The following is a 13266-nucleotide window of genomic DNA, read 5'->3' as shown; positions in this document are numbered from 1 at the left end:
GACCGCTCCGGCGGGTCGGTCCGCCGAGCGGGTCGAGGCGTTAGGCCCGGAGCGCTGCGCGGAAGGTCTCGAGGGTCTCGGTGGCGGTGCGCTGCCAGGAGAACCGTTTCGCCTGTTCGAGGCCGGCCTCGGCCAGCCTGCGCATCTCGTCGGGACGGGTCACGGCGGTCCGCATGACGCCGGCGATGCTGTCGAGCGAGGTCGGGTCCAGGTAGAGCGCGGCGTCTCCGCAGACCTCGTGGTAGACGGGGATGTCGCTCATCATCACCGGGAGGCCGACCATCATCGACTCCAGCGCCGGAAGACTGAAGCCGTCGACGAACGACGGCATCGCCATGATCGTCGCGCGCCGGTAGAGCTCGCCGAGCTCCTCGCTCGTGAGCCAGCCCCGCAGCTCGACCCAGTCCTGCATGCCGGTCTCCTCCACGACGGCCTGCAAGGGGTCCTCCCCATGGCTTCCCGTGATCACGAGGTGCGGGCGTTCGTGTTCGGCGAGGAGCGGCAGTGCGCGGATGAGGCTTGCCCAGTTCTTGTGCGGGCGCCGGTTCCCCGTCGCGAGGACGTAGGGCCGCTCCTGGTCCGGCTCGCGGTCGCCGTCGATGGTGGGCATCGTGCCGGCGAGCGGCACCAGGTCGATACGCTCGCGGGGCACGCGGAGGTACTTCTCGATCTCCGCGCGGGACACCTCGCTGATCGTGAGGACCCGCGTGGCGTTCCTCGAGGTGAGCCGTTCCATGAACTTGACCGGGGCGGTGTACAGCGGCGTGGTCATGAGTTCGGGATTGCTCCAGTAGAGCATGTCGTGCATGGTGACGACCGACGGCATCGACGACCGGGCGGGGCCGAGCGTCGCGGGGGAGTGCATGAGGTCCGCGCCGTGTCGTCGTGCCTGGCGGGCCACCTGGAACAGTTCGCCGAACGCCCAGACGAAGCGGTTCTCCCCGCTGATGCCCGTGTCGACCATCTCGCCGGGGAACCAGGAGTGGTCGAGCTGGTAGCCCTCCGAGCTGATGAGCCCCACGAACTCGAATTCACTCTCATGCCGACCGATCTCGCGGTACAGCTCGCGGGCGTACGTCTCCATACCGCCCTTCGTGCCGGTGTAGGACAGGAGGTCGACGGCTACGCGGGGCATAAGGCACGAGGATAGCAGCGGGACGAGCGGGATAGGCTGGTGGGCGGTCCGGTGAGCGGTGAGGAGCGGGTCCATGCCACAAGCACCAGTCGACGAGCGGGTCTCCGTGGCGCTCTGCACCTACAACGGCGCAACCTTCCTCGCGGAGCAGCTGGCGAGCATCACCGCGCAGACGGTCCTCCCGCGCGAGATCGTGGTGAGCGACGACGGGTCGAGCGACGGGACACCAGCCATCGTCGAGCGGTTCGCCGCAGCGTCGCCGATCCCCGTCAGACTCCTTCGGAACCCTGAAGCACTCGGCGTCACGCGGAACTTCGAGGGCGCCATCCGGGCGACCGTCGGCGAGCTCGTGGTCCTCTCCGATCAGGACGACGTCTGGCGGGCAGACCGGGTCGAGCGGGCGCTCGCCGCCTTCGACGCGCGCCCGGAACTCCAGCTGGTGTGCTCCGACGCCCGGCTCGTCGGCGCGGACGGGTCGCCGCTCGGGACGACGCTCTTCGCGTCGCTGTCGATCGGTCCCGAGGAGCGGCAGCGCATCCGATCCGGAGACGCGTTCGACGTCCTCCTCCGGCGCAACCTCGTGACCGGCGCGACCGTGATGCTCCGTCGAGCGGTCTTCGAGGCCGCCGCGCCCTTCCCGTCGCCCTGGGTCCACGACGAGTGGTTGGCCATAGTCGCCGCGTCGCGCGGGCCGATCCAACTGCTGGACGAGCCGCTCGTCGACTACCGCCAGCACGGCGCGAATCAGATCGGCATCGTCGAGCCGACGCTGCGGTACAAGGTCTCGCGTCTCCTCGAACCCGGGCGGCAGCGGAACCGCGACATCGCCGACCGGATGGTCGGACTCGCCGCCTGGCTCGCCACCGCAGGGAGATCAGCGCCGCTCGCCGATCCAGTGGCCGTCGGGGCGAAGGCCGCGTTCGAAGGCTTCCGTGCCGATCTGCCGTCGGCCAGGTGGCGACGGATCCTGTCGGTGCTGCTCCGCGCGCCACGCGGCGAGTATCAGCGGTACGCGAGTCAGGGCGTCCTGGACATCGCCAGGGACCTGCTCCAGCCCGCCTGAGCCTCGTGCGGCCTTCGGCGTCGATGCTCAGGCCTCCGCGACGCCGTCGTCAGGCGCCGACGATGAGCCAGAGCGTCGCGCCGACGAGCACCACGCCGAGGGCGAGGAGACCGCCTCGCCAGGGAGCCCGGTGACGCGCGGCGACGAGGAGGAGGCCCATCATGACGAGTTCCCGGGCGTTCACGAGCCACGCTGCGAGGTCGAGGTCGTGCACCGCGACGACGCCGATCGGCAGTGACAGCAGGACTCCGATCGCCTTGATCGGACTCGCCCAGCGCATCCGGCTCTCGGCTTGGAGGATCGCCGTGACCGTCCAGGCGACCACGGAAGGGGCCACCGCGAGAGCGAGGACCGGGACGAGCGCGAGCGCCGGATCCCAGGCCTCGGTGAGGAATGGGGCGACCAGGAGGTGTGCGCCGACCGTCGTCAGTGCTGCCGCCAGGACCGCCAGGGCGAGGGACCGGCGGAGCGACCGCTCGGCGAGCCCGACGATCTCGGAACCGCGTCCGCTGCGCGCTGCGCCGACGAGGACGGGTCGGAGGACGTTGATCGTGGCCAGGGCTGCGGCATCGCCCACGCTGCGTGACAGGGACATGGCGAAGGCGTACTGGCCCAGCCGGGCGTCGCCGGCCAGCGCGCCGATGGAGACGCGGTCGGTCTGCCCCTGCCCCCAGCCGAGGAGCGCGAAGAGCGCGGTGTGCAGGTAGTCGCCGAACACGGCCGCGGTCGCGGTGCCCGACTGGGCGTCGTCGGTCGTGGCAGGCGCCGAGCGCGCGGCGTGGCGCCGGTTGAGGAGCGCGAACCCCGCCTCGGCGAGGGTCGCCTGCAGTGCGCTCGCGAGCAGGGAGTGTGTCGTCACCAGGATCGGCACGCTGCAGAGGAGGGAGGCGGTCGACGACCAGGCCTGGGATGAGGCGATGCGCTTCCACCGCCCGGCCCGTTGCAGCCGGACCAACGCGTCGAGACCGAGCGCGGAACAGCTCGGCACGAGGACGAAGGGCACCAGCGCGATCGCCTGCCATCGGTCGGGACCGGCCTGGGTCAGGAACAGGGCTGCGACGGTCGCGGCCAGGAGGAGGCCGCCGACCCCGGCGGACCACCTGCGGAAGAGTCGGACGAAGCGGTCCCCGCCCATGCTCCCGGCGTGGACGACGGCGGTCTGCCGCGCAGCCGTGTCGCCGACGGTCTGCACCAGGGTGAGCGCCAGGACCATCCACGCGTACATGCCGACGACGGACGGCGCGACGATCGCTGCCAGGACGAGCATGATCAGTGCGGAGGCCACGCGGGGGAGGATGCGTTCGAGGATCGACCAGGCGAGGTGGATCATCGCCGGCTCACAGGTAGAGCGTCCGGCTGTGCACGCTCTCCGTCAGTCGGCCGGCCCGGGAGGCCAGACGCTCGACGGCACGTCGTCGTCGCAGGCTCGACGGGGCGCTCGTGAGGAGCAGGACGACACCGGAGCCGACGGCAGCGGGCAGCGACCACCAGGGTGATCGTGGCATGCCTGCAGTGCGGTGACTCGCGTACAGCCGGACATTCGCGCGGCCGTATGCGAAGAACTGCTTCGCGACCGCGCGGAGCTGGCCGCGGAGGGTGTAGTCGACGACGGCGTCGGGCACGGCGATCGTCTCCGCACCGAGCCTCGCCGCCCGCCAGAAGAAGTCGGTCTCGTCGCCGCCACCGGCGAACGACTCGTCGAAGCCGCCAACCAGCTCGTACACCCGCCGGGTGAATCCGCAATTGGCACCGATGGGCCAGGGGACGTCCCACAGGGCGCGGTACACCCCCGGCTCGTGCGCGACCAGTCGTCCGTCGGGGAGACGCCGGTCGACGGCTCCGCCGACGCATTCGGCGCCGGCGGCGAGGGCCCTGGCGTGCGCGGCGAGCCACCCGGGCCGGACGACGTCGTCCGCGTCGCAGAGCAGCACCGCCCAGCCGTGTGATGCCGAGATGCCGGTGTTCCTGGCGTGGTTGATGCCCGGCTTCGCTCCGGCGTCGACGAGTCGGATGCGGGCGTCGCGGCGTCGGTAGTCCTGGACGAGCGCGGCCGTCGCGTCGGTCGAGCCGTTGTCCGCGACGACGACCTCGAACACCTCGTCGCTCTCCTGGGCGAGGAGGGCGTCGAGCTGCGCGCCGAGCGTCTGGGCGCCGTTCCGGCAGGGGATGACGATGGACAACACGGTGCGCTCCGATCGGGATGGATACTCGTATGCTAGTATTCTAATGTCTTATTCACAAGTTTGAGCGGGGAGCACAAATGTTGAGAAAGCAACTCGGGCTGATCGCCGGGTCCGCCGAGGTCGTCGTCCTGCGACTGGCCTCCGGCGTTCCGAACAACGGCATCCGGCTGGCGGCACTGCGGTCCTGGGGTGCGGTGATCGGCGCGGGATGCGCGGTCCACCACGGACTCCAGGTGCGCGTCGCCCGGCGGCTCGAGCTCGGTGCGGACTGCTTCATCGCGGAGGACGTGACGCTCGACGCCCGGGGCGGGCTCGCCGTGGGTTCTCACGTCAGCATCAACAGCGGCGCACAGATCTGGACCGCCCAGCACGACATCGGCTCGCCCGAGTTCGCGTACGAGTCCGCGCCGGTGCGCATCGGCGACCGCGCGTGGATCAACGCCCGGTCGATCATTCTGCCCGGGGTGTCGATCGGCGAGGGTGCGATCGTCGCTGCCGGTGCGGTCGTCACCAAGGACGTGCCGGCATGGACCATGGTGGGCGGCGTGCCGGCGAAGCCCATCGCCGACCGCCCTCGGGTCGACGCCTATCGTTTGGAGGCCCGTCGGAACAAGGTCTGGTGGTGGTGACCACCCGCGCGTCGGCCGTGCGGCATGGTGATCCGCCGTCGTCAGAGGTACCACGTCCTCGATCGCAGGCTCTCCGTGAGCCGCCCGGCGCGGGAGGCGAGGCGCTCGACGCTGCGGCGCCGACGAGCGCTCCGCGGTCCTGAGGCGACGAGCCCTGCGACCGCCACGACGATGACGACCGGGAGTTCCCAGCCGATCGATCGCGGCATGCCTCGCGCCCGATGCCGGAGGAAGAGTCGCACCGTGCCCCTGCCGTAGCCGAAGAACTGGCGTGCGACGCTCCGGAGGTCGTCGCGGAGGCGGTACTCCACGAGGGCGCCGGGTGCGGCCGTCGTCGGATGGCCCGCCTCGGCGGCCCGCCAGAAGAAGTCCGTCTCGTCGCCGCCTCCGCGCAGCGTCTCGTCGAATCCGCCGATCCGGTCGAACACGGACCGCCGGAACCCGCAATTCGCTCCCGGTGGCCAGGGATGGAAGCCGTGCACCGTACTGACCGCCTCGGATCGTCCGACGATCGTGCCGTCCGGCAGGGTTCGGGCGAGTGGTCCTCCGGTGCAGTCGGCTCCGGCCTCGAAGGCCCGGACATGGGCGTCGAGCCAGCCGGGTCTGACGACGTCGTCGGCGTCGCAGAGCAGGATGACGGAACCGTGAGACGACCGGATGCCGACATTGCGTGCGTGGTTGATGCCCGGCTGGGCACCCGCGTCGACGAGACGGACGCGGGCGTCCCGATCCCGGTATCGCCGCACAAGCTCCGCGGTGTCGTCGGTCGAGCCGTTGTCGGCGACGACGATCTCGATGGTGGTGGTGCACCGCTGCCCGAGCAGGGCGTCGAGTTGCCGAGCGAGGGTGTCTGCGCCGTTGCGGCAGGGGATGACGATCGAGTACACGGGCCTCCGGGGTGACTGGGGGAGGCGTCCACTCTTCCATCAGCTCAACTCGAATACAAGATGTGATATATTTACGGGACAGTTGTCGCCCCGACGACACCCGACCCACCCGCAGAGGAACCCATGACTACGACCGTGCTGCACGTCACCGATTGTTATGCCGGAGGGATCCCGGTCGCGATCGAGACCTACGTCCGGAACTCCCCACCCGGGGTCGAGCACCACCTCCTCGCGCAGGTCCCGGCAGGAGCGTCCGTCGACGACGCCATGTTCGAGCGCTTCGCCTCCGTCGCCATCCTGGGTCAGCGGCCGACGGACGCCGTGCGCGCGATCAGACGCGCACGCCGCAGGACGGGCGCCGACATCGTGCACGCCCACTCGAGCTTCGCCGGCGCGTACGCCCGGCTCGGCCTCCGCAACTCGAGCCGAACCCGGATCGTCTACACGCCGCACTGCTACGCCTTCGAACGCGCCGACATCTCCGCACCGCGACGCCGCCTGTATCGCGCCGTCGAGTGGCTCCTGTCCTTCAACGTGGGGACGATCGCCGCCTGCTCCGAGGGCGAGGCTGCGGCCTCCGAGCGCCGCGGTCCGCTCCGGCCCAGGGTCGTGCACGTACCCAACGTGGTCGCCCATCCGCGACCCTCTGCTCCGACGCCGCGCCCGAGCGTGGACCGCCCGCTCCTCGTCACCAGCCTCGGACGGCTCGCACCGCAGAAGGATCCCGCGCGGTTCGCCGACGCGGCGGCGTCGATCCGGGCACGTGGCATCGACGTCACCCCGGTCTGGATGGGGAGCGGGCCCGACGACGCCCGTGTCCGTCTCGAACGTGCCGGCGTGCACGTCACCGGCTGGATCCCGCACACCGAGGTGGCGTCCCGCCTCGCCCAGAGCGACGTCTACCTGCACACGGCAGCATGGGAGGGGTTCCCGCTCGCGGTCCTCGAAGCGGTCCAGGCGGGTGTCCCGACCCTCGTCCGGCGCATCGACGCGTTCGGCGACCTCCCCGACGCCCTCACCGTCGAGGGCGGCCTGGAGGCGATGATCTTCAGCCGGCACGCCGGGCCTGAGGCGTTCGCCGCCTGGGCCGCCGCGAACACGGCCGGATGGGCCGAGCGCCTCCGCGACCACACGCCGGCTCGGCAGCGGCTCGCCCTGGCCGACGCCTACCGGGTGCCCCAGGTGGCCTGATGAGGATCGCCGTCGTCCAATGGGGACGCACCGGTGCGGGGCCGCTCTTCGCCCAGGAACTCGCGCGAGCGCTGCACGAGGACGGCGCCTCGGTCGTCGTCTCGTACTCGCTCGACGCGGAGATCGCGGGCCGGTTCACTGAACTCGGCGTGCCCGCGTTCGGTGTCCGCACGTACCACGACCGACGTGGCGCGCTCCTCGGTCTCCCACGTCTCCTGGCCGCGACGGTCGGGCTCGACCGCTTCCTCCGACGACATCGGGTCGACATCGTGGTGATCGCCATGGAACAGCTCTGGCAGGGCGTGGTCGCCCCGGTGTTCCGGCTCGGCGGACGGCGCACGTTGCTCTGCGTCCACGATGCGACGATGCACCCCGGCGACCACTCGGGGATCGAGCAGCTGCTGCGTCGCGTGGAACGCCGCGTCGCGGACGGGGCCGTCGTGTTCTCGAACACCGTCGCCGAACGACTCGCCTCGCTCGGCGCCTTCCCGGCCGACCGGATCCACGAGACCGTCCATGCCGCGTACCGCGTCGACCCCGGCCGCGCCGCCCGATCGGTCGGGTGCTCCGAGGCCCCGGTCGTCGGGTTCTTCGGCCGACTCTCGGCGTACAAGGGTCTCGACCTCGGCATCCGGGCCGTCGAGGAACTCCGGTCGCGCGGGATCCGGGTCCGGTTCCGCGTCGTGGGATCCGGGGCCGACGAGTCGGTCGCCGCGCTGCGGCACGAGGACGACGAGGTCCAGAACCGCTGGGTCGCGCAGGATGAGATCGAAGACGTCGTCGGCGGATTCGACCTGGCCCTCCTGCCGTACACCGAGGCGAGCCAGTCCGGCGTCCTCGCGTACACCATGGCGCTCGGCGTCCCGGCCGTCGTGACCCCGGTCGGCGGACTCGCCGAGCAGGCGACCGCCTCCGGTTCGGCGATCGTCGCGACCGACGTGACGCCGACCGCGCTCGCGGACGCGATGGCGTCGGTGCTCACCGACGACGAGTTCGCCAGGGCACTCTCCGAGGCCGGAACGGCGGCGGCATCGGGTCCGATGTCGTGGGCTCGTGTCGCGGCGGATGTCCGTCGGGCCGCCGCGGTGGTCAGCCGCCGCTGAGCGTCGGTCCGCTGGCAGCCTGGCCGGACGGGCGACCCGAAGGAACGGCCCGCTCGCGCGTCACGCGTGAGCGGGCCGTTCGTGCGGTCACCCGAGACTCGGTGGCCTCGCCGATCCTCCAGGCCTGAGGCTCAGGAGGAGGCACACGGCGACGACGAGCATCGGCGTGAGGTGGCGGAGGAACGAGCCGTAGTCGGGCTCGAAGATCGACTGCACGATGAGGAAGGCGAGCAGCGAGGCGAGCAGGCGGTTCTGGAACGGCGTCAGTGCCTGTGAGCCGGCGTCCGCACGACGGCGGGCGGATCGGATCGCGACGAGGAGGGACACCCAGATCACGATGAGCAGGACCGCGACGATGAGGTAGATCGCGCCACCCCGGAACAGCAGGGGGATCGGCACGATGAAGGAGCCGAACGTCAGCACGCTGTTGACGAAGCCGAAGGCCGGGCCGGTGCCTGGGATGAACTGGGTGATGAGGGTGTTCACGGACGCGTTGCTCCGGTATTCGTTCACCGTGTGACGGAAGTGGTCGAGGTCGACACCGACGAACTGCGGGAAGACGACGGCGAGGACGGCGTAGAGCATGAGGATCACCACGAGGGTGGTCACCCAGCCGCGCCGCATACGCAGCGCGAGTCGAAGGGCGACGGAGACGCCGGCGACGAGGAACCAGTAGGTGCGGAAGGCCTCCGCATAGAGCAGCATCGCGAGGATCGGCACAAGCTCGCTCAGGATCCCGCTCCCACGGCAGAGGACGATGACGAGCACGACGCCCATCGTCAGGAGGTCCTTCGTGTAGGCACCGTGATAGATCGCGGCGAGGGCGACGCAGCTGACGATGATCCCCCAGTCCAGCCAACCGGCTGACGACACCTGGGTCTTCCGAAGCGCCAGCGTGAGCGCGAGCAGGTAGCTCAGCACCCCGAGCATGGCGGCGAGCGCCGGCAGCTCGGCGAGTCCGAGCCATCGGTAGACCGCCGCGATGAGCTGGAACGACGCGTCCGCTTCGGTGAAGGTGCCCCGGTTGACATTGATGATGGTGCCCTCGTCGTTCGAGAAGTGCGAGGGAAGCCCAGGGCGGTCGGCCGGCACCCAGGCGAGCGCGATGAGGGAGGCGACCACGAACACCCCGCCGCCGATGAGGCTGGGCTCGCCGGTCGGTCCGGGGGTCGCGTCGGGGGAGAGGGGCTCCGCGCTGGCACGTGTCTCGATGGGCGTGCGCATGGGTCAGCCGGTGAAGGACCGCACGAAGGTGAGCGGGGGTTGGAGGTCACCGAACCATGTCTCCGCGTAGTTCGAGAGCTTCCGGTTGTTGTTGTCGATCGCGATGACCGGGCGTCCCATCTGGAGCGCGATGAGCATGGCGTGCAGGCGATCGGTCACGACCGTCTCGCCGCTGGCGATGGTCCGGACGGCCGCTGCGAACCGGCGTTCGGCCCGTCGCATCCACGCCTCCTGGCTGCTCTCCAGGAGCGGCTTCAGCATCGGGTACTTCGCCGCCCGCCACCCGAGCCACTCGTGGGCCCGCAGGTCCACGGGGTCCGCGCGCCAGTCGGTGCTGCTGGAACCGACGGGTCTCCCCGCGGTCTCGTCGTCCGTCCGCGCGATCACGATCCTGCCCTGCGTCGGTTCCGGGGCGACGATGGCGCCCAGGAGGTGGACGGCGTCGGGAGAGAGCGTGAGCTCGTCGACGTGGTCGCGGACGAGGTCGAAGGAGGCCTGGTCGCGCACGGCCACCCGGAGTCGGCGTCTGGAGGCGAACCGCCGGACGAACGCCTCCTGGTCTGACGGTTCCGGGAAGACGACCGACTGGGGGGCTTGGATGAGGAGCGTCTCACTCGGGAGATGCTCCGCGAGGTCGTACCGCGACTCGTTGACGACGGGGTACAGGCCACCGAGGTTGCCGCCGCCTTGGATGAGGACGGGGATGGCGGAATCGCGCACGCGCCGCGGCATGGTGCCGACGCTCGAGATGGTGCGCACGCCGACGCCGTGATCTCGCCAGAACTTCGCCTGCGCCAACGCGATGGCCGAGTCCCCGGCGTTCTTGTGGTCGGGGAACTGGGTGAAGTGCAGCTCGGTGACGCCTCGGTGCAGGTGGACGAACGCTGCCTCGGCGCGGCTGCGCATGGTCTCGAGATAGGACATGTTGCTCCGTTCGGGTGGGGTTCGGAAGAGGGAAGGATCGAGGACTGGAACACCTCACTCCACATCTCGTATGCTAATATACTGCACGGATCGGTCCACGACAAGGTCGGCGATCCCGCCGAGCGCCGCAGGCTGCTCGCCCCTCACCCCAACCGACGCGAACCCGACCGCGCGTCAGGAAGACCTCCGTCATGCCGTTCATCGAAGCCCGTCGATCCTGGGAGCGACGGTTCTCCCGCGCCGTCCTCTTCCTCGACCTCCTCGCCGTGTGCATCGCGCTCGGCGCGACGCAGTTGCTCTGGTGGGACACCTACTGGACCGGGGCGGTCGACGTCTCCGGTCCGCTCGGGCACATCGTCGTCGGGTACCCCGCGATCACCCTGGCGCTCGCACTCGCCTGGTGGTTGCCGCTGACGGATGCGCGGTCGAGACACCCGCGCGTCCTCGCAGGTGGGTGGTCGCCGTATCGGCGCGTGATCCTCGTGACCACGACGGTCTTCGGCGGGTTCGCGATGAGCTCCTACCTGTTGAAGCTCGAGATCGGGCGGAGTTTCCTCTTGACCGCGCTGCCGCTCGGCGTCGTCCTGCTCCTGATGATCCGCTGGGCCGCGCGTCGACGCCTCCGTGCACGACGACGCGGCAGCGCGTCCGTCTACCGCACGCTGCTCGTCGGCGATCGCGACCACGCGGTGCATGTCGCCGAACGCATGCGTCGCGGTGAGTGGGCCGGACATCGGGTGGTCGGCGTCGTGACCCCGGGCATCGTCGACGACGAACGGATCGCCGACGCACCCGTCCTCGACGGGCGGGCGTCGATCCTCGAGGCCGCCGTCGACGTCCAGGCCGACACGGTGATCCTCGCCGGTTCGGAGGAGCTCTCGCCCGCCGCGTTGCGTCGTCTCGGCTGGGAACTCAGCGAGCGGGGCGTGCGGCTCATCATCGCCCCGACGCTGACGGGGGTCGCGCCGATGCGGTTGCACCTGCAGCCGGTCGACGGAATCCCCTTGCTCCATGTGGACTACCCCGAGATCACCGGCGCGAAGGCGGCGGCCAAGCGGACGTTCGACATCGTCGGCTCGGCGGGTCTGCTCCTCCTCCTCTCACCCGTCCTGCTCGCCGTCGCCATCGCCGTCATGACGACGAGCCGAGGAGGCGTGTTCTACCGCCAGGAGCGTATCGGGCTCCGTGGCCGCCCCTTCCAGATCCTCAAGTTCCGGTCGATGGCCTCCGGCGCGGACACCGGCGCCGCCCTGGCGGCGCAGCAACGCGCGGGTGAGCTGCTGACCAAGCCGGCGCACAACCCGCTCGTGACCCCGGTCGGCCGCATCCTCCGCAAGTACTCGCTCGACGAGCTCCCGCAGTTGTTGAACGTGCTCGGCGGCTCGATGAGCCTGGTCGGGCCGCGGCCGCACCGCGACTGGGAGGTCGAGCGGTACGACCTGCTCGCCCGCCGGCGCCTCCTCGTCAAGCCGGGCATGAGTGGCCTGTGGCAGGTCAGCGGGCGGTCGAGCCTCTCCTGGGACGACTCGGTGGATCTCGACCTCTACTACGTGGAGAACTGGTCGGCCGCGGCAGACATGAAGATCCTGGCCCGGACGGTCCGCGCGGTCGTCGCCCCGGGGGTGGACGCCCGCTGACCGACGCCGGTCAGCGCTCCGGGAGCTTGTGGCGCCAGCTGAGCCCGCCGGCGCCGAGGACCGCGCAGACCACGAGGAGGAGCCAACCGCCGCTCGTGAGGAGGCTGCTCTCAGCGGCCCCGGACGCGAGCAGGGTCACGACGATGAGCGCGGCCCACACGTGCACGACGCTGCGACGGTTGGTGGCGACGAACCAGGTCCGGACGAGCGCGAGACCCCCGAGGAGCAGGAAGAGGACGAGCCCGATCAGTCCGAGCTGCAGGGACACGTCCAGGTAGGCGTTCAGCGCCGAGTCGTTCACCCGGCCGAGGCTCGCGTCGATGAGTCGGTAGGGGACCGCGTCCGCCACCCAGCCACCGGTCCAGCCCCACCCGTTCAGTTCACTCGCGGCCGGTCGCCGCATCGTCTCTTGCCACAGGGCGTAGCGCTGCTCGATCTCGAGCCCCAGTCCGAACAGTCGGAACACTTCGGCACGGTTGAAGTACCCGACGACCGCCACCAGCGCCAGTACCGCGAGGAGGACGAACTGCCACATCCGACGGAGTTCCGGTCGAAGCTGTCGGAAGACGTAGAGGACGGCGGTCGCGATCCCGAGGGTGCCGGCGAGCAGCGCGATACTTGGTGAGCGCGTCCCGAGGATCAAGCCGGCCGCGAGCGCGATCGATCCGATGGTCACCCCGTGACGCACCGACCGGGTCCGCCACTCGACAACGAAGGTCACGAGGCCGATCAGGGCCGCGATCCCGAGCGCGCTCCGCGAACCGAACACGCCCTCGAGCGGTCCGCCGAGGGCGAGGTTGCCGCTGATCCCGAGGAACGGGAGCGGGGTGTCGATGAGGACCCCGCTCAGCACCTCGAGCGCGAGCGAAGCCCCGAGCAGCGCTCGGAACGCGGTCCCCGTCGCACGGACGATCTGGATCGTGTCCCGGGTGAGGGCGATCACGATCGCGACGAAGGCCCAGGCGAGTTGTTCGCCGATCGCAGGCCAGGTCGCGAGCGGCGTGGCGCTCCAGGCGATCGAGAGCGCGCTCCACGCGAGGAAGAGCAGGACTGAGATGGGCAGCAGCCCACGCCACTCGATGATGGGCAGTCTTGCCAACAGGATCCCGGTGCCGATCGCCGCCAGACCAGCGAGCATGGCGCTGAAGCCGGCACCGCCGATGAGGCTCGTCACGAGGTGTTCCCCGAACGCGGTCCCGATGGCGATGGTCGCGAAGGCGGCAGCGACCGGCGCGGAGGAGAGGACGCGCGCCGCGGCGGCGAACGCGTCGAAGTCGGCCGGTCTCACGC

General features: G+C 70.5%; 12 protein-coding genes. 5 read left to right on the top strand and 7 right to left on the bottom strand.

What is annotated here, in order from left to right:
* Positions 1–40: 40 nt before the first annotated feature.
* The gene (locus tag ITJ57_RS13695) at positions 41–1135 is read right to left on the bottom strand and encodes a glycosyltransferase family 1 protein (protein ID WP_194670657.1); all 1095 of its coding nucleotides are present in this window, start codon (positions 1133–1135) and stop codon (positions 41–43) included.
* Between the two features lie 73 nt (positions 1136–1208).
* On the opposite strand from ITJ57_RS13695, the gene ITJ57_RS13690 reads away from it, so the two are divergent.
* Positions 1209–2198 (top strand): glycosyltransferase family 2 protein, encoded by a 990-nt coding sequence (locus ITJ57_RS13690; RefSeq protein ID WP_194670656.1) that lies wholly within the window; start codon positions 1209–1211, stop codon positions 2196–2198.
* A gap of 49 nt (positions 2199–2247) precedes the next feature.
* Here ITJ57_RS13690 and ITJ57_RS13685 read toward each other — a convergent pair whose 3' ends face one another.
* Positions 2248–3528, bottom strand: coding sequence for a lipopolysaccharide biosynthesis protein (locus tag ITJ57_RS13685; protein ID WP_194670655.1), 1281 nt, complete (start codon positions 3526–3528; stop codon positions 2248–2250).
* 7 nt (positions 3529–3535) lie between these two features.
* Positions 3536–4381 carry a glycosyltransferase gene (locus ITJ57_RS13680; protein ID WP_194670654.1) on the bottom strand — a complete coding sequence of 282 codons (846 nt, stop codon included), beginning with the start codon at positions 4379–4381 and terminating at the stop codon, positions 3536–3538.
* A 77-nt stretch (positions 4382–4458) separates the two neighbouring features.
* Here ITJ57_RS13680 and ITJ57_RS19685 point away from each other — a divergent pair, with 77 nt between their 5' ends.
* Positions 4459–5010: a DapH/DapD/GlmU-related protein gene (locus ITJ57_RS19685; protein ID WP_194670653.1), complete on the top strand. Its 552-nt coding sequence runs from the start codon at positions 4459–4461 to the stop codon at positions 5008–5010.
* A 41-nt stretch (positions 5011–5051) separates the two neighbouring features.
* Here ITJ57_RS19685 and ITJ57_RS13670 read toward each other — a convergent pair whose 3' ends face one another.
* Entirely contained in the window at positions 5052–5897 is an 846-nt protein-coding gene (locus ITJ57_RS13670) for a glycosyltransferase (RefSeq protein WP_194670652.1), read from the bottom strand.
* Between the two features lie 123 nt (positions 5898–6020).
* Between ITJ57_RS13670 and ITJ57_RS13665 the strand changes: the two genes are divergently transcribed.
* Positions 6021–7088, top strand: a complete 1068-nt coding sequence (locus ITJ57_RS13665) for a glycosyltransferase family 4 protein (RefSeq protein WP_194670651.1) — start codon at positions 6021–6023, stop codon at positions 7086–7088.
* The gene (locus tag ITJ57_RS13660; RefSeq protein WP_194670650.1) at positions 7088–8191 is read left to right on the top strand and encodes a glycosyltransferase family 4 protein; all 1104 of its coding nucleotides are present in this window, start codon (positions 7088–7090) and stop codon (positions 8189–8191) included. Before ITJ57_RS13665 ends, ITJ57_RS13660 begins: the two co-directional genes overlap by 1 nt.
* A gap of 87 nt (positions 8192–8278) precedes the next feature.
* Here the strand turns inward: ITJ57_RS13660 and ITJ57_RS13655 are convergent, their stop codons facing one another.
* Entirely contained in the window at positions 8279–9415 is a 1137-nt protein-coding gene (locus ITJ57_RS13655) for a hypothetical protein (RefSeq protein WP_194670649.1), read from the bottom strand.
* A 3-nt stretch (positions 9416–9418) separates the two neighbouring features.
* A complete protein-coding gene (locus ITJ57_RS13650) occupies positions 9419–10339 on the bottom strand; it encodes a polysaccharide pyruvyl transferase family protein (protein ID WP_194670648.1) in 921 nt (306 codons plus the stop codon).
* Positions 10340–10530: 191 nt separating this feature from the next.
* On the opposite strand from ITJ57_RS13650, the gene ITJ57_RS13645 reads away from it, so the two are divergent.
* A complete protein-coding gene (locus ITJ57_RS13645; protein ID WP_194670647.1) occupies positions 10531–11976 on the top strand; it encodes a sugar transferase in 1446 nt (481 codons plus the stop codon).
* 10 nt (positions 11977–11986) lie between these two features.
* Here ITJ57_RS13645 and ITJ57_RS13640 read toward each other — a convergent pair whose 3' ends face one another.
* Positions 11987–13264, bottom strand: coding sequence for an O-antigen ligase family protein (locus tag ITJ57_RS13640; protein WP_194670646.1), 1278 nt, complete (start codon positions 13262–13264; stop codon positions 11987–11989).
* Positions 13265–13266 lie beyond the last annotated feature (2 nt).

Source organism: Plantibacter sp. VKM Ac-2880 (assembly GCF_015351235.1).
Lineage (GTDB): Bacteria > Actinomycetota > Actinomycetes > Actinomycetales > Microbacteriaceae > Plantibacter.
The sequence above is the reverse complement of the archived record's forward strand: the minus strand, read 5'-3'. Positions and strand labels throughout refer to the sequence as shown.